Origin of the sequence: Nocardia elegans NBRC 108235 (assembly GCF_001612845.1) — a bacterium.
Lineage (GTDB): Bacteria > Actinomycetota > Actinomycetes > Mycobacteriales > Mycobacteriaceae > Nocardia > Nocardia nova.
In genome coordinates, this window is sequence record NZ_BDBF01000038.1 from 66,696 (window position 1) to 86,105 (window position 19,410).

20 protein-coding genes are annotated in these 19,410 nt (G+C 68.1%); 9 read left to right on the forward strand and 11 right to left on the reverse strand.

Annotation, left to right across the window (positions count from 1 at the left end):
* Positions 1-63 precede the first annotated feature (63 nt).
* Positions 64-534 (reverse strand): ribose-5-phosphate isomerase, encoded by a 471-nt coding sequence (locus NE2_RS24985; RefSeq protein WP_062962784.1) that lies wholly within the window; start codon positions 532-534, stop codon positions 64-66.
* Between the two features lie 73 nt (positions 535-607).
* Between NE2_RS24985 and NE2_RS24990 the strand changes: the two genes are divergently transcribed.
* Complete coding sequence (locus tag NE2_RS24990) at positions 608-1,675, forward strand: M48 family metallopeptidase (RefSeq protein WP_063029944.1); 1,068 nt, start codon at positions 608-610, stop codon at positions 1,673-1,675.
* A gap of 46 nt (positions 1,676-1,721) precedes the next feature.
* Here NE2_RS24990 and NE2_RS24995 read toward each other — a convergent pair whose 3' ends face one another.
* Complete coding sequence (locus tag NE2_RS24995; RefSeq protein ID WP_063029946.1) at positions 1,722-2,378, reverse strand: mycothiol-dependent nitroreductase Rv2466c family protein; 657 nt, start codon at positions 2,376-2,378, stop codon at positions 1,722-1,724.
* A 156-nt stretch (positions 2,379-2,534) separates the two neighbouring features.
* Here NE2_RS24995 and NE2_RS25000 point away from each other — a divergent pair, with 156 nt between their 5' ends.
* From NE2_RS25000 to NE2_RS25010, 3 genes are all read left to right on the forward strand, one after another.
* Positions 2,535-3,755 (forward strand): NAD(P)/FAD-dependent oxidoreductase, encoded by a 1,221-nt coding sequence (locus tag NE2_RS25000; RefSeq protein ID WP_063029948.1) that lies wholly within the window; start codon positions 2,535-2,537, stop codon positions 3,753-3,755.
* Positions 3,756-3,852: 97 nt separating this feature from the next.
* On the forward strand, positions 3,853-4,254 hold the full coding sequence (locus NE2_RS25005) for a YciI family protein (protein ID WP_030512701.1): 402 nt from the start codon (positions 3,853-3,855) through the stop codon (positions 4,252-4,254).
* 11 nt (positions 4,255-4,265) lie between these two features.
* Positions 4,266-5,552, forward strand: a complete 1,287-nt coding sequence (locus NE2_RS25010) for an RNA polymerase sigma factor (RefSeq protein WP_084494311.1) — start codon at positions 4,266-4,268, stop codon at positions 5,550-5,552.
* Between the two features lie 69 nt (positions 5,553-5,621).
* Here the strand turns inward: NE2_RS25010 and NE2_RS25015 are convergent, their stop codons facing one another.
* Positions 5,622-6,446 (reverse strand): phosphoribosylaminoimidazolesuccinocarboxamide synthase, encoded by an 825-nt coding sequence (locus NE2_RS25015; RefSeq protein ID WP_030512699.1) that lies wholly within the window; start codon positions 6,444-6,446, stop codon positions 5,622-5,624.
* 222 nt (positions 6,447-6,668) lie between these two features.
* Between NE2_RS25015 and pepN the strand changes: the two genes are divergently transcribed.
* The 3 genes from pepN (at position 6,669) to NE2_RS25030 (ending at position 10,662) form a co-directional block, all read left to right on the forward strand.
* Positions 6,669-9,263, forward strand: coding sequence for an aminopeptidase N (gene pepN, locus NE2_RS25020; protein ID WP_063029950.1), 2,595 nt, complete (start codon positions 6,669-6,671; stop codon positions 9,261-9,263).
* A 180-nt stretch (positions 9,264-9,443) separates the two neighbouring features.
* Complete coding sequence (locus tag NE2_RS25025) at positions 9,444-10,061, forward strand: ClpP family protease (protein WP_063029952.1); 618 nt, start codon at positions 9,444-9,446, stop codon at positions 10,059-10,061.
* A gap of 10 nt (positions 10,062-10,071) precedes the next feature.
* A complete protein-coding gene (locus NE2_RS25030; protein ID WP_039777002.1) occupies positions 10,072-10,662 on the forward strand; it encodes a ClpP family protease in 591 nt (196 codons plus the stop codon).
* 49 nt (positions 10,663-10,711) lie between these two features.
* Here the strand turns inward: NE2_RS25030 and NE2_RS25035 are convergent, their stop codons facing one another.
* The 5 genes from NE2_RS25035 to NE2_RS25055 all read right to left on the reverse strand — a co-directional run bounded on the left by NE2_RS25035 (position 10,712) and on the right by NE2_RS25055 (position 14,269).
* Positions 10,712-11,203, reverse strand: coding sequence for a helix-turn-helix domain-containing protein (locus NE2_RS25035; RefSeq protein WP_084494312.1), 492 nt, complete (start codon positions 11,201-11,203; stop codon positions 10,712-10,714).
* Positions 11,204-11,363: 160 nt separating this feature from the next.
* A complete protein-coding gene (locus tag NE2_RS25040; protein WP_106958695.1) occupies positions 11,364-11,810 on the reverse strand; it encodes a DUF5130 family protein in 447 nt (148 codons plus the stop codon).
* A gap of 10 nt (positions 11,811-11,820) precedes the next feature.
* On the reverse strand, positions 11,821-12,099 hold the full coding sequence (gene ctaJ / locus NE2_RS25045) for an aa3-type cytochrome oxidase subunit CtaJ (protein ID WP_030512693.1): 279 nt from the start codon (positions 12,097-12,099) through the stop codon (positions 11,821-11,823).
* A 50-nt stretch (positions 12,100-12,149) separates the two neighbouring features.
* Positions 12,150-13,733, reverse strand: a complete 1,584-nt coding sequence (locus NE2_RS25050) for a glycoside hydrolase family 13 protein (protein WP_063029984.1) — start codon at positions 13,731-13,733, stop codon at positions 12,150-12,152.
* A gap of 131 nt (positions 13,734-13,864) precedes the next feature.
* A complete protein-coding gene (locus NE2_RS25055) occupies positions 13,865-14,269 on the reverse strand; it encodes a globin (protein ID WP_030512691.1) in 405 nt (134 codons plus the stop codon).
* Positions 14,270-14,613: 344 nt separating this feature from the next.
* Between NE2_RS25055 and NE2_RS25060 the strand changes: the two genes are divergently transcribed.
* Positions 14,614-15,333 carry an HNH endonuclease gene (locus NE2_RS25060; RefSeq protein WP_227462928.1) on the forward strand — a complete coding sequence of 240 codons (720 nt, stop codon included), beginning with the start codon at positions 14,614-14,616 and terminating at the stop codon, positions 15,331-15,333.
* 117 nt (positions 15,334-15,450) lie between these two features.
* Positions 15,451-16,392: an NAD-dependent epimerase/dehydratase family protein gene (locus NE2_RS25065; protein ID WP_063029955.1), complete on the forward strand. Its 942-nt coding sequence runs from the start codon at positions 15,451-15,453 to the stop codon at positions 16,390-16,392.
* A 15-nt stretch (positions 16,393-16,407) separates the two neighbouring features.
* On the opposite strand, the gene NE2_RS25070 is transcribed toward NE2_RS25065, so the two are convergent.
* From NE2_RS25070 to NE2_RS25080, 3 genes are all read right to left on the reverse strand, one after another.
* Entirely contained in the window at positions 16,408-17,061 is a 654-nt protein-coding gene (locus tag NE2_RS25070; protein WP_063029986.1) for a DUF8185 domain-containing protein, read from the reverse strand.
* Positions 17,062-17,093: 32 nt separating this feature from the next.
* A complete protein-coding gene (locus tag NE2_RS25075) occupies positions 17,094-17,567 on the reverse strand; it encodes an acyl-CoA thioesterase (protein ID WP_267888195.1) in 474 nt (157 codons plus the stop codon).
* Between the two features lie 142 nt (positions 17,568-17,709).
* Positions 17,710-19,410, reverse strand: a 1,701-nt coding sequence (locus NE2_RS25080) for an NAD-glutamate dehydrogenase domain-containing protein (protein ID WP_167356778.1), incomplete at its 5' end; no start/stop codon positions are given.

Here is a 19,410-nt window from a genome sequence, read left to right on the forward strand (position 1 = left end):
CCACTCCCACCGGCCCGCGGCCGGGCGCGCCGGACGGCGCCGCCCGGCCCGGTTCGGTACCTGCTAGCTCTGCACCGCCGGCGGCTGACCGGTCTTCTCGTATTCGGCGATGATGTCGATGCGCCGCTGATGCCGCGCCTCGTCCGACCACGGCGTCGCCAGGAACGCATCGATGATCGCGAAGGCCTCCTCGGTGCTGTGCATCCGGCCGCCGATTCCCATGAGCTGCGCATTGTTGTGCTCACGAGCCAGTTTCGCGGTCTCCACGCTCCAGGCCAGCGCACAACGCGCGCCGGGAACCTTGTTCGCGGCGATCTGCTCACCGTTACCGCTGCCACCGAACACGATGCCGAGGCTGCCCGGGTCGGCGACGACGCGGCGTGCGGCGTCGATGCAGAAGGCCGGGTAGTCGTCGACGGCGTCGTACTCGTGGGCTCCGCAGTCGACCACGTCGTGACCGGCCTGCGTCAGATGATCCTTCACTTGGTTCTTCAATTCGAAGCCGGCATGGTCGGCACCCAGGTATACGCGCATGGCTGAGATTCTGTCAGGTGGGTGGTTTCGCTCCACATGGGGTCGTTTCCCGATCCTCTATAGAGTTCAGCCCATGCAGTCCGAAGATCAGTGGGCCGATCAGTCACCACAGCAGGGGCGCGGACCGGGGTGGAATCCGGCGACCGGTATGGCGGGGTGGGATCCTCGGCTGGGACCGCCGGGATGGGGTCCGCAGCAAGCGTTTTCGCCGCCGCACATCCCTCCGTACCAACCGACGCGGGGACTGTCCCCGTGGGGTATGCCGGCCCGGCACAGCTGGGAGATCCCGCTGCTGATCGTCGTGATTCTGGCCACCGTCAGCGGATATCTGATCGCGCTGCTGTTCCTGCTCGTCGGTGCGGTGAACTATTACGTCCTGCTGCTGATCCTCGCGCCGCTGCTGCTGTGGTTCGGCCGCGGCACCAATTATTCGATGCAGCGGCTCAATGCCGTGAAGATGTCGCCCACCCAGTTCCCGGAGGGATACCGGATGGTGGTCGAGGCGGCCGCGCGCTTCGGCATGGCGACCGTCCCGGATGCCTACGTGGTGCTGGGCAACGGGCAGATCAACGCCTTCGCCTCGGGACACGGATTCCGCCGCTACGTGGTCGTCTACAGCGATCTGTTCGAGATCGGCGGTCAGGCTCGTGACCCCGACGCGCTGGCCTTCATCATCGGCCACGAGGTCGGACATATCGCGGCCGGCCATGTGTCCTACTGGCGCCAGCTGGGCATGTTCCTCGTGCCGTTCCTGCCGATCATCGGCAACTCGCTGATTCGCGCGCAGGAGTACACCGCCGACAATCACGGTTTCTGCAACCGCCATCTCGGCGCCCCGGGCGCGATGAAAACCCTTGCGGGCGGCAAATACCTGAACTCGCTGGTCGATTTCGACGAGATGGCCGACCGCGCGCCACAGGACAAGGGGTTCTTCGTCTGGATGGTCAACGCCATGTCCTCGCATCCGGTGCTGACCTGGCGGATGTGGGCGCTGCGCGACCGCAGCCGGCACGGGCGGATGTTCCTGCGGCCGAGCCGTCCGCCGGCGGCCCCGCCGCATCCGATGCCACCGGCCGGACCGCCCGTCCAGACGGGCAGCTACCCCGGATACGGCGAAGTTCCGGGGCTGCCGCCGCGGTAGCCGTGCGCCCGGTACGGGGCGCGCGTCGCCCCGTGCCGTCGATGCACTAGTCGAACTGCGGGTCCTCGGTGCGGGTCCGCTTGAGCTCGAAGAAGTGCGGGTAGGACGCCAGGGCGACCGCCCCGTCCCACACCTTCCCCGCCTCCTCGCCGCGCGGGATCCGCGACAGCACCGGGCCGAAGAAGGCGGTGTTGTTGATGTGGATGGTCGGCGTGCCGACATCCGGCCCGACCTTGTCCATGCCGGCGTGGTGGCTCTTGCGAAGCGCCTCGTCGTAGTCGGTGCTCGTGGCGGCCTCGGCCAGTTCGGCGGGCAGCCCCACCTCGGCGAGAGCGTCGGCGACGACCGCGGCCAGGCTGTCGGCCTGGTTCTCGCGCTCGTACTCCTCCCGGCGATTGTGGATGCGGGTGCCCATCGCGGTGTACAGCGGTGAGAGCACCTTCTCACCGTGCTGCTCGGCCGCGGCGATGGCCACCCGGACCGGCCCCCACGCCGATTTCATCATCTCGACGTAGCGCTCGGGAAGGTCCTCTCGGCCCTCGTTGAGCACGGCCAGGCTCATGACGTGGAAGTGCGTGTCGATATCGCGGACCTTCCCGACCTCCAGAATCCAGCGCGAGGTGATCCAGCACCACGGGCACAGCGGATCGAACCAGAAATCGACGCGGTCCCTGGAACCGGCGGTGGTCGTCTGATCGCTCACATTTCGTCCCTTCGAAGAAGCAGTGGGGAGGCCGCACGCCACCCGCCCTCAGCATTGGTCAACGCCGCGAAGTTGGCGATATTTCCCGATCGCCGCGGGATCGCACAGTAGGGTCGGATGCGACCCTGGTTGCCCGCTGCCCGGAGGTTTTCCCCAATGCCCACAGATTCCAGGTTCGTCATCGTCGGTGGCGGTCTGGCCGCCGCGAAGCTGGCGGAGTCGTTGCGCGACAACGATTTCGACGGCGCCATCACGTTGATCGGCGAGGAGGCGCAGCTACCCTACGAGCGGCCGCCACTGTCGAAGGAACATCTGCTCGGCAAGAAATCGCTCGCCGATTTCACCGTGCACACCGAGCAGTGGTATCGCGATCACGAGGTCGAACTGCTGCTCGGCACCACCGTGACGGCCATCGACCGCTCGTCGAAAACGGTTGCGCTGCCGGACGGTTCGACCCGGCCCTACGACAAACTCGCCCTCGCCACCGGCTCGCGCTCGCGCCGATTGCCGATTCCCGGCGCCGATGCCGAGGGCGTGCACATGTTGCGCACGATCGGGCAGTCCGATGCGCTGATCTCACTGTTCGGCTCGGCGCGGCGGCTGGTCGTCATCGGCGCGGGCTGGATCGGCCTGGAGGTCACCGCGGCCGCGCGCACCGCAGGTCTCGAGGTGACCGTCCTGGAGGTCGGCGCGGTCCCGCTGCAGGGCGCGCTCGGCGAGGAGATGGGCGCGGTCTTCGGCGAGTTGCACCGCGCGCACGGCGTCGACCTGCGCTGCGGCGTGAAGGCCGCCGAGATCGTGACCGCCGACGGGAAGGCCACCGGCGTCCGGCTCGCCGACGACACGGTCGTGGACGCCGATGCGGTGCTGATCGCGGTCGGCGCCCGGCCGAATATCGAACTGGCCGCCGACGCGGGTCTCGCGGTCGAGGGCGGCGTGCTGGTGGACGAGAGCCTGGCCAGCAGCGATCCCGATATCGTCGCGGTGGGCGATATCGCCGACCAGCAGCATCCGGTGCTCGGGCAGCGGGTGCGGGTCGAACACTGGGCCACCGCCCTCAATCAACCGGCCGTGGCGGCGCTGACGATGCTCGACCGGCCCGCGACCTACGATCGGCTGCCGTACTTCTTCACCGACCAGTACGACCTCGGCATGGAGTACACCGGTTTCGTCGCGCCGGGCGCGACCACGTCCGTCGTGGTGCGCGGCGACACCGCGAGCCGCGAATTCGTCGCCTTCTGGCTGGATCAGGGCAATCGCGTGCTGGCGGGGATGAACGTCAACGTCTGGGACGTCACCGATCGGATCAAGGAACTGATCCTCGGCGGCGAACCGGTGAATCCGGAGGCTCTGGCCGACACGAGCACCACATTGTGACCACAGTCACAGCCGAGGTGGGTCGAGGAGTCGCGGCCGGCTCCGACCCGATCGTGAGCGCGCCGCGGTGGCGCGCCGGCGAGCCGAGGAGATCATCGTGAAGTACATGCTGCTCAAGACCTACCGCCCCGCCGCGCACTGCGATACTCCGATCGGCGAATGGCCGCCGGAGGACATCGCGGCCCATATCGAATTCCAGCGTGCGCTCGGTGCGGCTCTGCGCGAATCGGGTGAGCTGGTCGACGCCCAGGGCCTGGCGTTTCCGGATCAGGCCCGCATCGTCAGCGCCGACGGGCGGTCCGCGCCGGTGGTCACCGACGGTCCGTTCCCGGAGACCAAGGAATTCCTGGCCGGCTACTGGATCGTCGATGTGGACAGCGCCGATCGGGCATTGGAGATCGCCGCGCAGGCATCGGCCGCACCGGGCCCGGGCGGCACACCCATCGGTGAATACATCGAGGTGCGCGCGGTGATGGACGCCCCGGCGACCGAGGCCTGAGCCGCCGAGCCATGCCCGGATCACAGGTACCGGCCGTCCCTGTCTGGCAGCCGTCGGAACGCGATGCGCAGCGCGTCGAGTCCGCACAGGAGGTCGCGCTGCTCCTGCGTGAGGTCGCACCGGTCGTGCTGGGAATTCTGGTGCACCGATACGGCGATTTCGATGCGGCCGAGGACGCGGTGCAGGAAGCGATGCTCGCCGCGGTCACCCAGTGGCCGGACAAGGGCTACCCGGACAATCCGCGGGCATGGCTGCTCCAGGTCGCGCAGCGGCGATTGATCGACTCGGTGCGCGCGGAGATCGCACGCCGCACTCGCGAGACGACGGTCGCCCTGCAGGACGTGCCACCCGCGGAGACCGATCCGGCCGCCGATGACACATTGACGTTGCTGCTGCTGTGCTGCCACCCCGCATTGTCGCCCGCCAGTGCGATCGCGGTGACGCTGCGCGCGGTGGGCGGTCTCACCACCGAGGAGATAGCCCGGGCGTTCCTGCTGCCGGAAACCACTATGGCCCAGCGTATTTCACGCGCCAAGAAGCGGCTCGCCGCACTGCCGCGCCCGTTCGCCGAGTCCGCTGGGGCCCCGGAAGAATGGGGGCCGCGGCTCGGGCCGGTCCTGCATGTGCTGTACGTGATGTTCACCGAGGGGCATACCGCGACCGGCGGCTCCCGGTTGTACCGCACCGATCTCGCGGCGGAGGCTATCCGCTTGGCCCGCAAGGTCCAGCGGCTGCTCCCGGACGATCCGGAGGTCACGGGACTGCTCGCGCTGATGCTGCTCACCGACGCCCGCCGCGCGGCACGCCTGGGCCCCAGCGGTGAATTGATTCCGCTGGCCGAACAGGACCGCACCCGCTGGGACCGCGAACGTGCCCGGGAGGGGATGCGGCTGGCGACGACGGCGGTCGAGGCGGGATTGGGCGGTCCGTATCGTGTCCAGGCCGCGATCGCCGCACTGCATACCCGGGCGCCGAGCGCCGAGGAGACCGACTGGGAGCGAATTCTGCTGCTGTACAACGTCTTCGAGCGGCTGTCGGACAATCCGATGGTGAGCCTGAACCGCGCCGTGGCGGTGGCCATGGTGCACGGGCCCGCCGCCGGACTGGAGTCGGCGAACGCGCTGGCGGATCGCCTGCGAGGCAGCCATCGACTCGAGGCGGTACGGGGACACCTGCACGAGATGGCGGGTGACCGCCCGGCGGCGATCGAGTCCTATACGGCAGCGGCTCACCTGACCACGAGTATGCCCGAGCGCGACTACCTCATGCTGCGCGCGGCCGAGCTGCGCGCATCGTAGCCTGCGGGCGCCCGCCGATCATCGAAAACCGATGCGACGCAACCGGTTCCGAACACGAGGCGACCGATCTCACGACCAGGTGTTGCCCGTGATGCGCTGATAGGCATCCATGTACTTCTCGCGGGTCACGGCCACGACATCGGCGGGAATCTCCGGGCCGGGCGGCTCCTTGTCCCAGCCGGTGGAGGTCGCCCAGTCGCGGACGAACTGCTTGTCGAACGAGCGCTGCGCCCGGCCGGGCTCCCATTCGTCGGCCGGCCAGAACCGCGACGAATCGGAGGTCAGGACCTCGTCACCGAGAGTGAGAACATCACCGTCCCAGCCGAATTCGACCTTGGTGTCGGCGATGATCACCCCGCGCCCCGCGGCGTGCTCCGCGCCGCGGGTGTAGATCTGCAGGGTCAGGTCGCGGAGTTTCTCGGCGACCTCGCGACCCTCCTGATTCACCACATCGTCGAAGGTGATGGGCTCGTCGTGTCCCGCGGACGCCTTGGTGGTGGGAGTGAAGATCGGCTCGGGAAGTTTGTCGCCCTCACGCAGCCCGCCGGGCAGCGCCACCCCGGAGACCGCGCCGGTGCGGCGGTACTCCTGCAGGCCGGAGCCGACCAGGTAGCCGCGGGCGATGCACTCCACCTGCACCATCTTCAGCGGTCGCACGCGCACCGCCCGCCCGGCGAATTCGTCGGGCACGTCGGTGGTCGAGAGCACGTGGTTGGGCACATCGGAGAAGTAGTCGAACCACCAGTTCGACAACTGGGTGAGCAGCGCGCCCTTGTCCGGAATCGGCGTCGGCAGCACCACGTCGTAGACCGAGACCCGATCGGAGGCGACCAGAATCAGCGATTCCCCGTCCTCGTAGAGATCGCGCACCTTACCGGCGTGGATGTGCTTCACCGGCCCTCCTCGCTTCGCTGTCCGCCGCACACGAACGCCCAGCCTACCGAGCGCCCCGGCGGGCCCGGACGCTCGGTGGCGTGGCGCGCGGCGTTTCGTCACGCACGGGGTGCGGATACACGGTCGGCCCAGCCGTGCGGTCGTGAACGTGGCATTCTGGGCACCGTCAGCGACTGCATCCGCAGCGTGGTTCACACGACCGGTCCGAGCGAAGGAGTCTCCTTGTCTGCACCGAACCTCACCCGCGACCAAGCCATCGCGCGGGCCGCGACGATCAGTGTGGAGAACTATCGCGTCGAACTCGACCTCACCGGGCAACCGACCGGTCCCGCGGCCACCGCCGGCGAGACGTTCTTCTCGCGCTCCACCGTCACCTTCACCGCCACCCCGGGCGCGCAGACCTTCATCGACATCGTCGCCGCGGGTGTGCGTTCGGCCGTACTCAACGGCACCGAACTCGACGTTTCCGGCTACGACGAGTCCGAGGGGCTCACCCTCACCGATCTGGCCGAGAACAACGTCCTGGTGGTCGAGGCCGACTGCGTGTACTCGCACACGGGTGAGGGCCTGCACCGCTTCGTCGATCCGACCGACGACAAGGTCTATCTGTACTCGCAGTTCGAAACCGCCGACGCCAAGCGGATGTTCGCCTGCTTCGACCAGCCCGACCTCAAGGCGACCTACGACATGACGGTCACCGCGCCCGCCGACTGGGAGGTGATCTCCAACGGCGCCGCGACCGCCACCCGCACCGTCGGCGAGGTGGTCGAGCACACCTTCGCCACGACGCCGCGGATGAGCACCTATCTGGTCGCGCTGATCGCCGGACCGTACGCCAAGTGGATCGATGTGTACACCGACGATCAGTCCACGATCCCGCTCGGCATCTACTGCCGCGCCTCGCTCGCCGAATTCATGGACGCGGAACGGCTTTTCACCGAAACCAAGCAGGGCTTCGCGTTCTACCACCGCAATTTCGGTGTCCCCTACGTGTTCGGGAAATACGATCAGCTGTTCGTTCCCGAGTTCAACGCCGGCGCGATGGAGAATGCCGGCGCGGTGACGTTCCTCGAGGACTACGTGTTCCGGTCCAAGGTCACCCGAGCCTCCTACGAGCGTCGCGCCGAGACCGTGCTGCACGAGATGGCGCACATGTGGTTCGGCGATCTCGTCACCATGAAGTGGTGGGACGATCTGTGGCTGAACGAATCGTTCGCCACCTTCGCCTCGGTCCTGTGCCAGGCCGAGGCCACCGAATACACCGGCGCCTGGACGACTTTCGCCAATGTGGAGAAGTCGTGGGCGTACCGGCAGGATCAGCTGCCCTCCACCCATCCCATCGCCGCCGACATTCCGGACCTGGCGGCCGTGGAGGTCAACTTCGACGGCATCACCTACGCCAAGGGCGCCTCGGTACTCAAGCAGCTGGTGGCCTACGTGGGGCTGGAGCCGTTCCTGGCCGGGCTGCGGGACTACTTCGCCGCACACGCCTTCGGCAACGCCACCTTCGACGATCTGGTCGGTGCGCTCGAAAAGTCCTCCGGGCGTGACCTTTCCGGCTGGGGCGCGCAGTGGCTCAAGACCACCGGCCTCAACACGCTGCGTCCCGACTTCGAGGTCGACGCCGACGGGAAATTCACCCGATTCGCCGTCGTGCAGGGCGGTGCCGAACCCGGCGCCGGCGAGCACCGCGTGCACCGCCTGGCCATCGGCGTCTACGACGACCGCGACGGAAAGCTGGTGCGCACCAAGCGGGTCGAACTCGATCTCGACGCCGCCGAGCGCACCGAGGTCGCCGAGCTGGTGGGCGTCGAGCGCGGTCAGCTGGTGCTGGTGAACGACGACGACCTGACCTACTGCTCGCTGCGCCTGGATCCACAATCGCTCGACACGGTGGTCGCGCGCATCGCCGATATCGCCGAATCCCTGCCGCGCACGTTGTGCTGGTCGGCGGCATGGGAGATGACGCGGCAGGCGGAGATGCGGGCACGGGATTTCGTGGCGCTGGTGCAGCGCGGGATCGGCGCCGAAACCGAAATCGGTGTGGTGCAACGGCTTCTGATGCAGGCACAGACCGCCCTGGCGAGCTACGCCGACCCCGAGTGGGCCGATCAGACCGGATGGCCGGCCTTCGCCGACCGGCTCCTGGAATTGGCCCGTGCGGCCGAACCGGGTTCCGACCATCAGCTGGCCTTCGTCAACGCCCTCACCGCCGCGCGCCTGTCGCCGTGGCACAGCGAAGTGCTGGGCACGCTGCTGCTGGACTCCGATCCCGCCGCGGTCGAACTGCCCGGGCTCGCGGTGGACACCGATCTGCGCTGGCGGATCGTGCAGGCGCTGGCGGCGGCCGGTCAGCTCGATGCCGAGAGCACCGAGACCCCGGTCATCGACGCCGAACTCGAGCGCGATCCCACCGCCGCGGGCCGGCGCCAGGCGGCCGCGGCCGCCACCGCCCGGCCGCAGGCCGAGGTCAAGGAGAAGGCGTGGCGGACGGTGATGGACGACGACTCCGTCCCGAACATCACCGCCCGCGCCATCGTCGGCGGCTTCGCTCCCATCGGCCAGGGCGAACTGCTCGCGCCCTACGTGCAGCGCTACTTCGACGAGATCGCCTCGGTGTGGGAACGCCGCTCCAGCGAGGTCGCGCAAACCGTCGTGGTCGGCCTCTACCCGCACTGGGCCATCAGCGAGGAAGCCGTGGCCGTGGCCGACAAATTCCTCGCCGATGAGCATCCGCCGGCCCTGCGCCGCTTGGTGATCGAGGGTAAGGCGGGAATCGAACGCTCGCTGCGCGCCCGCGCCGCCGACATCGCCTGAGATCCGGTTGCCCGTGGTGGTGCGGTCGCCACCACGGGCCCCGAATCGGGGCGTGCCGGCTCGCCTCGAGACCTGAGGGATGCGCAGCCTCGGCCGCGCATCGACTGCCGCTGCTGTGGGCAGATCTGCTGACAGCAGCATGACGGGCGCGTGCCGGGTCCGCTGCGGCACGGTGGGCGTATGGCTCACGACGACAACAAGATTCCGTTGTTCAGCTGGCGGTCGCGCGAGCAGCTGCTCAGCCGCCGCATCCTCGTCCTCGACGGCGGGCTCGACGACGACAACGGCACGCTGCTCACGACACAGCTGCTCACCCTCGCGGCCGAAGACCCCGACGCCGACATCTCACTGTGGATTCACTCGCCGGGCGGGTCGGTGCCGTCGATGCTCGCGATTCGCGACGTGATGCGACTGGTGCCGTGCCGGGTGTCCACGCTGGCGCTCGGATTGGCCTGCAGCGCAGGACAATTCCTGCTCTCGGCCGGAACTCGCGGCCGTCGCTACGCACTGCCGCACGCCCGCATCCTCATGCATCAGGGGTCGGCGGGTATCGGCGGCAGCGCGGGCGAGGTGGAAGTGCAGGCCGACGATCTGCGCCACACGGTGAACACCGTGCTCGGACTGATCGCCGAGGACACCGGGCAACCGTTCGACCGCATCTACGAGGATTCACTGCACGACCGCTGGTTCACCGCGACCGAGGCCCGGGAGTACGGCTTCATCGACCACATCGTCGACTCCTTCGACCAGGTCATCCCGCAACGCCAGCGCATCGGAATCTCGGCCGGGAAAGCATAGGGGGCACGACATGACCAGCTACACCATTCCCAATGTCATCGCGCAGCATCCGCGCGGCGAGCGGATCATGGACGTCTACTCGCACCTGCTCACCGAGCGGATCGTCTACCTCGGCACGCCGATCGATTCCGGGGTGGCGAATGCGCTGATCGCGCAGATGCTGCATCTGGACGCCGAGAGCGCGGGCCAGGAGATCAACCTCTACATCAACTGCGAGGGAGGCGATCTGTCGGCGATGCTGGCGATCTACGACACCATGCAACACATTTCGTCGCCGGTGGCGACCACCTGTGTCGGCCAGGCCATCGCGGTCGGCGCGGTGCTACTGGCCGGCGGCGCGGCGGGCCGGCGGGCGATGCTGCCGCATGCGCGCGCCGTCCTGCATCAGCCGGCGACCCGCGGACAGGGAGCGATCCCCGATCTCATCATCCAGGCCGACGAACTCGTCCGGATGCGCGCCGAAATCGAGACGATCCTGTCCCGCCACACAGGCCAGGACGTCGCGACGCTACGACACGACACCGATCGCGACCGGGTGTTCACCGCGCAGGCAGCGGTGGAATACGGGTTGGCCGACACCATCCTCGGCGCCCGGACCTGACCGGATGGCGGTGAGTGCTCGCCGGTCCGCAGTGCGGCGCGGCGCGGACTCAGGCGGCGCGGGCGAGCATGGTGGGGCCTGCCGGTGGGCGGGCGGCCAGCGGGCGTACCGGCGTGAGGCGAGTGGCACGCAGCAGGTCGGCGGCGATCTCCGCGGTCAGTTCGCCCAATGTGGTGCCGAGCGCACCGGCGAGCGCGGCGATCATCTCGCTCGAAGGTTCCTTGCGACCGCGTTCGATCTCCGACAGATACTGCGGGGAAATCCCGGCTCGGCCCGCCGTTTCGGTCAACGTCTCGCCGTGGTCGCGGCGCAGTTCGCGCAACCGTTCGCCGAGTACCTCACGCCACAGCGGTTCCCGGGCGGTGCGGGACTCCCCAGGCCGGCCGGGGCGCGACGGCACCGAACGCAGCACGTCTCGCTGCGGTCGAGGATCGGATTCGGCCGGCGATGCGGACTCTGCCGCAGTGTCCGCACCGGTCGAGGACGGGGACTCGAGGTCACGTCCGCCGGGGATCGAATGCAGTTGCGGATACTCGGCCATGCGGTGAGCCTACGGCCACCGGCGGGCCGGGACCGCTCGCTTACGCTCACAGCGTATTTCGGGTCGTCCGCATACAGCCGCACCCCTCCCCGGTTGTTCCGGGAAGGGGTGCGTGGCCCTGATGCGAACCGGCGCGAGCGTGCCGATCAGTGCGAACGAATCAGCTCGGGCGGCCGATCGCGGACGCCATCACGCGGACGGCGGAGACGACTCCGTCGATGAGCTGTCCCTGCCGCAGCGACGCGAGCGCCGCGGTGACGCCGAGCTGGCAGACCCGGTCGTTCACGCGGTCGGCGACATCGCGACCGGAACGAACCTCGACCGCCTTGTCGTTGGGCGAGACGGCGATGAGCACCGAACGTGCCGCCTCGGGGGTCGACGGAAACACCGCGTCGGCGCCGGCGGCGGCATCCGCGCCCAGATCGCCGATGTAGATGTTGAACCGGACCTTGGTAGTCCGGGTCGCCTCGGTGAGGGTGTTGTCCATCAGCAGCCGCTCTTGATCGTTGAACGGCGCTTCCTTGAACACATCACCGGCTTCGTGCACGCCGGATACCCGGCCGCTGGGGGTGATGGCGTACCCGTGCGGCAGGGTGGACGGGTCCACCACAGGCCAATTAGAAGTTGCCACTTGCCCGGCCTCCGATCAGATCTGCCCCGGTGGATTCGATGGCCGCATGGTGCCCATGCGACGACTCAGCGACACCGTGACCGAATGCGGTCACCTCATCGGTCGCGCTCCACAGCACCGGCTCCGCGGTCCACTTCTTCCCGAGGTCGTAGTGGACCGGCTTCTCGCCGGGCAGCGGTTTGCCGAGGAACGACAGTCCGGCGATCACCGCGTAGATCACCAGCGGGATGCCGAGAAAGATCAGCACTGTTTCGAGAATGCTCACGGATCAACGGTAGACGATCGTGGTTTGCCGCTCCGCGCCGAGCCGTCGTGTCACACCAACCAGGCCGCCGACTCCGGTGCGAGCAGGCCCTCGTGCAGCGGCACACTCGTCAGCAGCACCGTGGCCGGAGGCAGTGCGATCGGGTCCGCGGAGGCGTTGAGCACACAGATCAGTCCGCCCGGCCGGCGGAAGACGAGACAGTCGGGCGGCCCGCCGAGCCAGTCGACGGTATCGCCGTCGAATTCGTCTCGGGTGCGGCGCAGTCCGAGGGCGGTCCTATACAGCGACAGCGTCGAGGCGGGCGATTCGAGTTGCGCCGCCACGGTCCGATCGGCCCACTCCGCCGGAATGGGTAGCCAGGAGCCGGGACCCTCGGTGAATCCGAAGGGCGGACGCACCCCCTCCCATGGGATCGGCACCCGGCAGCCGTCACGCCCGCGTTCGGTGTGCCCGGAGCGTTCCCAGACCGGGTCCGCGAGCACGTCCTCGGGCAGGTCGTCGACGTTCGGCAGCCCCAGTTCGGCGCCGTTGTAGACGAAAACCGCACCCGGAAGCGCGAGTTCGACCATGATCATCGCCCGGGCGCGAGCGATGCCGGACGCGCCGCCGCCGTAGCGGGTCACCTCCCGCTCGATGTCGTGATTGGACAGCGTCCAGGTCGGGACGGCACCGACCTGCGCCACCGATTCCAGCGAATTCTCCACTGCCGCACGAATTTTCACCGCGTCGAACGGCGTCTCGGCAAGCCGGAAATTGAAGGCGAGGTGCAGTTCGTCCGGACGCACGTACTCGCCGAAGCGGACGTTGTCCTCGACCCACACCTCGCCGATCGACACCGCGTCCGGATACTCGTCGACCACCTTGCGCAGCCGACGGTGGATGTCGTGGACCCCCGGATTGTTGAAGCGTGGATCGCTGTCGTCGTGCACCAGCAGTTTCGCGTCGGCGTCCGGCGGATGAGCCGCCGACGGGTCGGCGGAGAGGCCGACCGCGGCCACCACGGCCGGATCCATATCGGGCAGTCCGGGCGGTTTGGCCATACCGTGCGCCACATCGATGCGGAAGCCGTCGACGCCGCGATCGAGCCAGAACCGCATGGTCTGCTCGAAATCGGCGACCACCTCCGGATTGTCCCAGTTCAGATCAGGTTGTTCCGATGCGAACAGATGCAGATACCACTGTCCCGGCGTCCCGTCGGGCTCGGTGACGCGCGTCCACGCCGGCCCGCCGAAGATGCTGGGCCAGTTGTTCGGCGGTTGCGCACCGCCGGGCCCGCGACCGTCGCGGAAGATGTAGCGGGCTCGCTCGGCACTGCCGGGTGCGGCCGCCACCGCGGCGGCGAACCACGGGTGGCGGTCGCTGGTGTGGTTGGGCACCAGATCCATCGTCAACCGGATACCGCGTTCGTGGGCCTCGGCGATCAGCCGGTCCATCGTCGCCAGGTCACCGAAGAGCGGATCGATATCGCGCGGATCGCTCACGTCGTACCCGCCGTCGGCCATCGGCGACCGCATCACCGGACAGATCCACAGTGCGTCGACGCCGAGTAGTTGCAGATAGCCGAGCCGGTCGCGGATGCCGGCGAGATCGCCGATCCCGTCGCCGGAGGAATCGGCGAACGAGCGCGGATAGATCTGATAGAAGACCGCCGAACGCCACCACGGCGGCGTCGGTTCCTCCGCGTGCCCGGCGACGACCCCCGCCGCGTCGAGCTCAGCCTGCTCCCCGGCCGATGACGGTGTCACAGTCGTGTCCCCGGCTCGGTTCACATCGGGGAATTCATCAGCGAATTAGCGGCCATCTCCAGGTAATCGAGCAACGCACGCCGGTGTTCGTCGTCGAGAACGTCCGGCTCGATTTCGGCAATCGCGATATGCATGCAGCGCAACCACGCATCGCGCTGAAGTGGTCCGATACTGAACGGCATATGCCGCATGCGCAGCCGCGGATGTCCGCGTTCGTCGGAATAGGTGCGCGGGCCGCCCCAGTACTGTTCGAGGAACATGCGCAACCGGCGCTCGGCCGGGCCGAGGTCCTGCTCCGGATACATCGGCCGCAGGATTTCGTCGGCGGCCACCTCCCGATAGAACGCCGCGACGATCCGCCGGAACGTTTCCGCCCCGCCGACCGCCTCGTAGAACGATGTCGCCGTCTGTTCGCCGGAAGTCATCGACCCTCTCGATCTGCTCGCCTGCCCGTATCCGCCCACCATTGTGCCCGCACCGCCCACGGACGGCCCACCCGTGCGGGAGCCGCCCGACGGTCACCGGCGGATCACGCGACGTTCAGACGACGGTCGCCGCAGGGACGGCAACGCGGCAGATAATCGCCTCCGACACCGGTATCCGAGCACCGGATACCGAGCCGCACCGCGTCGACCACCGGCGATCCGCGCACCCGGCCCGAATTTCGGCACCGAAATCACTGTGCACACGGGCACGTTCCGTGGTCAACTTGGTGACAGTGTCTGCCGATCAGCACACGAACCGACCTAGCAGAATTCGGGGTCCATCAATGAAGCAGCGGCACGGCGCCCGGTCACACGAGGCGAGAACGCACCGACAACTCCAGCCCGCCGATGTCCACAATCGTGGGTCGGGGGCTACTCCGCTGCATATCCTCTCCGCATATTCCTCTCCGGGACATCCGTCCTCGTCACCGGGACGTTCGTCCCCGGGTGCGATCGCGCACCGAAACACCGAATCCGCAGCTACCGCCTGGGTGAAGAACCGGGTACTGCTTCTGAATGCCACCTACGAGCCACTGACCGCACTGCCCGCCCGGCGGGCCATCGTGCTGCTGGTCTGCGACAAGGCCGATACCGTTCATCACAACCCCGAGGGCCCGGTCGTCCACTCCGCCGGCGCCTCGGTCGCGCTGCCGTCGGTCATCCGGCTGCGCAGCTATGTGCGAGTGCCCTACCGCGCCCGGGTCCCGATGACCCGTGCGGCACTCATGCATCGGGATCGTTATCGCTGCGCCTACTGCGGCGGAAAGGCCGAAACCATCGACCATGTCATTCCACGTAGTCGTGGGGGCGCGCATTCCTGGGAGAACTGCGTAGCCTCCTGCGCTCCCTGCAATCACCGCAAGGCCGACAAACTCCTGAGCGAGTTGGGCTGGACGCTCATGCACCCCCTGGTCTCGCCGACCGGGCCGCATTGGCGGTTGCTGTCGACCACGTCGGATCTGGATCCGGTGTGGTTGCAGTACTTGGGCGAGGGCGCTGCCTGACCCATTCGCGGTGCAACGGTCACAATAGTGAGCGCCGCTCTTGATTTCTCTACGGACGTAGGGCACACTCGTCCATGAACGCAAGAGCAGTGCTCACTGAAGTGATTGGAGACCACAATGTCGGATCTGCATGTCGTCACCGGAGCCGGACCCGTCGGCACCACGATCGCCGAACAACTCGCCGCCACCGGGGTGACGGTCCGCATCCTGACCCGGTCGGGCAGCGGTCCCGATCATCCGCTCATCGAGCGGCGCCCGGTGGACGTCAACGATCGGCACCAGCTCGCCGCCGCGGTCGACGGTGCCACCGCGATCTACCACTGCATCCACGCCTCGCGATACTCCGCACGGACCTGGCGGGCGGAACTGCCCGGCGCCGAACAGACGATCCTGGACGTCGCCGGACGCGCGGGCGCGGTCGTGGTGTTTCCGGAGAGCCTGTACTCCTACGGCCCGGTCGACCGGCCGATGACCGAAGATATGCCGCGCACCGCCGATTTCGGCAAGCCGGCGATCCGCGTGCAACTCCTGCGCGCCCGCGAAGCGTCGCCGACGCCGACGGTCAGTGTGGCGGCCTCCGATTTCATCGGGCCGCATGTGCGGACCTCGCATGCCGGTGACCGCATGGTGCCGAATATCCTGGCGGGCAAGACCGTTCAGATCTTCGGCAAGGCCGATCTGCCGCATTCGTTCACCTATATGCCCGATCTCGCCGCCGCCATGATCCGGGCGGCCGCGGACAGCTCCGTGTGGAACACCTTCCTGCACGCGCCGACCGCCCCGGCCGTCACGATGCGCGAACTGGTCGCCGCGCTGGCCGAGGCGGCTCGGGTGCCGATGCCGAAAGTTGTTGCGCTGCCCGGCTGGACGCTGCGCACGGCCGGCGTCGTGAGCTCGATGATGCGGGAGCTGGCGGAGATGAACTACCAGTTCGAGCGGCCCTTCCGGCTCGATTCCACGCACAGTGAACGACTGCTCGGCCTGGCGCCGACACCGCTGCCGGAGGTCGCGGCCGGAACGGTCGCGTGGTGGAAAACCGCGGTGGCGGAAGGAAAGTGAACGATGCGGCGCCGGTCACCCGGCCAGCAGCGGCCCGCTGCGACGACGGGCGACCGAGCCGTACCGGGCGTCCAGCCGCAGCCAGGTGCGGGTGGCGCGCACCCGCACGGTCTCGCTGGGCGCGATGCGCCGAGAGTCTGCTTCGCCCCCGGCGTGCGGAATGAAATCCATTGCGGTGAGCGCGAAGACGACTCGCATCGGCACCTCGACCCGCTCGTCGCCGCCGGTGACGGTCAGTACCGTCTGCTCCAGCAGCGAGGCCGGCGGGCCGTGCCCGCCACTGTGTTCGACGGCCACCTGCGCGCCGCGTTCGGCGAGTTCGACCAGGCTCCGGGCCGGAACATCGTCGATATGGGCGAAGCCCACGGCAGGCGGGAGGGCGGTGCGCCAGGCCGAATCCATCGAGTACCCCACCTCGATGCGCCCGTCGGCGCCGGGCCGCTCGAGCCCCGACAACGCTGCGTCGCCGGCGACGGTGACGTCCACGACGTCCAGTTCGCCGACCACCGTGCGCGCGGCCAGTACCTCGAATCCGGTGGCCGTCCAGGCGGTGACGTAGCGATCGCCGCGGCGATGCAGCCGCACGACGGCAGCCGGATCCAGGCGGATCGCGTGGGTGAGAAAGGTTGCGAGATTCTCCCGCTCGGCGGGATCGGATATGCGCAGCATCGAACCGATGTCGTCCGTGAGTGTCGTCGCCGCTATTCGGCCCGCCACAGGCTCAGATAGTCCCGTTCGTCGTCGGTGAGCCGGCGCAGCCGCTGGGTGTCGATATCGAAGGCCGCGATCTGCGTGGTGGCGACGACGGCCGGCGGTGAATCCAGTGCCACGCCGTTCGCGCGGACCTCGTAGCCGATGGTGAAATCCACCGCGCGCAGCTGTTCGATCCACATCGCCACATCCAGCGGGGTGTCCTCGTGCCGGAGCTGGCCGCGGTAGCGGACGTGCAGATCTGCCAGCACACAGCCGGTACGCAGCCCGGCGGTGGGCCGCTCCCCCTCGAACAGCCACGGAATCCGCGCCTCCTCGAGCAACGTCACCATGCGGGCATGGTTGATGTGCTGGAAGACGTCCATATCCGACCATCGGACATCGACCTTCGCGTGAAAACGTTTGGGCAGGACGACGGTGCCTCCCGCTCTGGGGGCTCCGTTCACCGAGCCGACACTGGTCACGCTGTTCACCTCCGATCGGATTACCGCCCCGCGCATCGTGCGGCGGTGCCGGCGCGGGCGGTCGAGCAAGCCGAAGCGGCGTCCGACACCGCGCTGGGACCGCTTCGGCTAACAAGTATGCAGTTCGCGGCGCAACCGCCGATCAGCGAGGCACCTCCGACTGTGCCCCCACCCCGCTGACCATGCTGCGGACCTGCCGCGCCGCCACCGAGAGGGTCGCCAGGTCGTGTGCTCCGGAGGCGAACAGTTCCGACAGCGCCGCTCGCGCGCGGCCGAGCCGGGATTGGTTCTTCGACTCCCAGTACGCGATCTTCTCCTCCGCGGTCTCCTCGGGATCGCCGGCGGACAGCACGTCCAGGGTGAGCGACCGCAGCGACCCGTACATATCGTCACGCAGGGCGAGCCGGGCCAGCGCGTGCCAGCGATCGCCCCGCTCGAGATGGCTGACGGCCTGCAGCAGCCAGTCGATCTTGAGGTGCTCGTTGAGCGCGTAGTAGAGGGCGCCGACCTCCTCGCCACTGCGGTCGGTGATATCCGCGATATCGACGACATCGAGCAGCGGGAACAGGTTGAGCAGACCGAAGACCTCGGTGGCGAGGTGCTCCGGTACGCCACGCGAGACGATCTTGGCCGAAGCTTCGGACAGCGTGTCGAGGTGGTGGCCGCGCAACCACCCCGGAACCTTCGGCGCGAGTTCGCGCACCGGACCGCTGTAGCGGTGGATTTCCGCACCGACCGCGACCGGCTGCGGGCGGTTGCTCAGCAGCCAGCGCGACGCACGGTCCAGGGTCCGCTTGGTTTCCAGCTCCAATTCGTCCTTCACCGCCGTCGGCACGTCGGCCGCGCGAATGCGCTCCCACAGCGAATGGAGGTCGAAGATCTGGCTGGTGGCCGCGAAGGCGCGCACCACATCGGTTGCACTGGCGCCGACTTCCTCGTTGAGCCGGTGCGCGTAGGTGATGCCGCCGAGGTCGACCATCTCGTTCACCACCATGGTGGTGACGATCTCGCGGCGCAGCCGGTGGCGTTTGATGGCACCGCCGAATCGCTGCCGCAGCGCTGTCGGGAAGTACTTCGGCAACCGGGCGGCGAAGTACGCGCTGTCGGGCAGATCGCTGTCGAGCAGATCGGCCTTCAGCGACAACTTCACATGCGCCAGGAGATTCGCCAGTTCCGGCGAGGTGAGACCGGTCCCCGCCTCGGCACGGCGAGCGAGTTCCTTCGTGGAGGGCAGAGCCTCCAGTTCCCGATCCAGACCCCGCCGCTGTTCCAGGTCCTCGATCACCCGCATGTGCACGTTGAGCATGCGCGGCGCCTCGGTGCGCGACATCCCCATCAGGAAGTTCTGGGAGACGTTGTCCCGCAACACCATTTCCGATACGTCGTCGGTCATCGAGGCCAGCAGCGGGTTGCGGTCGCCGACCGGCAGTTCGCCGGCGGAGACGACCCCGTCCAGCAGCACCTTGATATTGACCTCGTGGTCCGAGCAGTCGACTCCGGCGGAATTGTCGAGGGCATCGGTATTGCATTTGCCACCGAGTTTGCAGAATTCGATGCGCCCCAGAGCGGTGACGCCGAGATTGCCGCCCTCCCCGATGACGCGCACGCGCAGATCGCTCGCATTCACGCGCACCGCGTCATTGGACTTGTCACCGACATCGCCGTTCGATTCCGTACTCGCCTTGATGTAGGTACCGATTCCGCCGTTCCACAGCAATTGCACAGGTGCCCGCAGAATGGCCCGGATCATGTCCGGCGGAGACAGGGATACGACATCCTCGTCGAGACCGAGGGCGCGCCGGATCTGCGGGCTCACCGGTACGGCCTTCACGGTGCGATCCCA

Coding starts and splice junctions, on each gene's coding strand:
- NE2_RS24985 (WP_062962784.1), bottom strand. CDS start 534: ATGCGCGTATACCTGGGTGCCGACCATGCCGGCTTCGAATTGAAGAAC.
- NE2_RS24990 (WP_063029944.1), top strand. CDS start 608: ATGCAGTCCGAAGATCAGTGGGCCGATCAGTCACCACAGCAGGGGCGC.
- NE2_RS25000 (WP_063029948.1), top strand. CDS start 2,535: ATGCCCACAGATTCCAGGTTCGTCATCGTCGGTGGCGGTCTGGCCGCC.
- NE2_RS25010 (WP_084494311.1), top strand. CDS start 4,266: ATGCCCGGATCACAGGTACCGGCCGTCCCTGTCTGGCAGCCGTCGGAA.
- NE2_RS25025 (WP_063029952.1), top strand. CDS start 9,444: ATGGCTCACGACGACAACAAGATTCCGTTGTTCAGCTGGCGGTCGCGC.
- NE2_RS25030 (WP_039777002.1), top strand. CDS start 10,072: ATGACCAGCTACACCATTCCCAATGTCATCGCGCAGCATCCGCGCGGC.
- NE2_RS25035 (WP_084494312.1), bottom strand. CDS start 11,203: ATGGCCGAGTATCCGCAACTGCATTCGATCCCCGGCGGACGTGACCTC.
- NE2_RS25055 (WP_030512691.1), bottom strand. CDS start 14,269: ATGACTTCCGGCGAACAGACGGCGACATCGTTCTACGAGGCGGTCGGC.
- NE2_RS25060 (WP_227462928.1), top strand. CDS start 14,614: ATGAAGCAGCGGCACGGCGCCCGGTCACACGAGGCGAGAACGCACCGA.
- NE2_RS25065 (WP_063029955.1), top strand. CDS start 15,451: ATGTCGGATCTGCATGTCGTCACCGGAGCCGGACCCGTCGGCACCACG.
- NE2_RS25070 (WP_063029986.1), bottom strand. CDS start 17,061: ATGCTGCGCATATCCGATCCCGCCGAGCGGGAGAATCTCGCAACCTTT.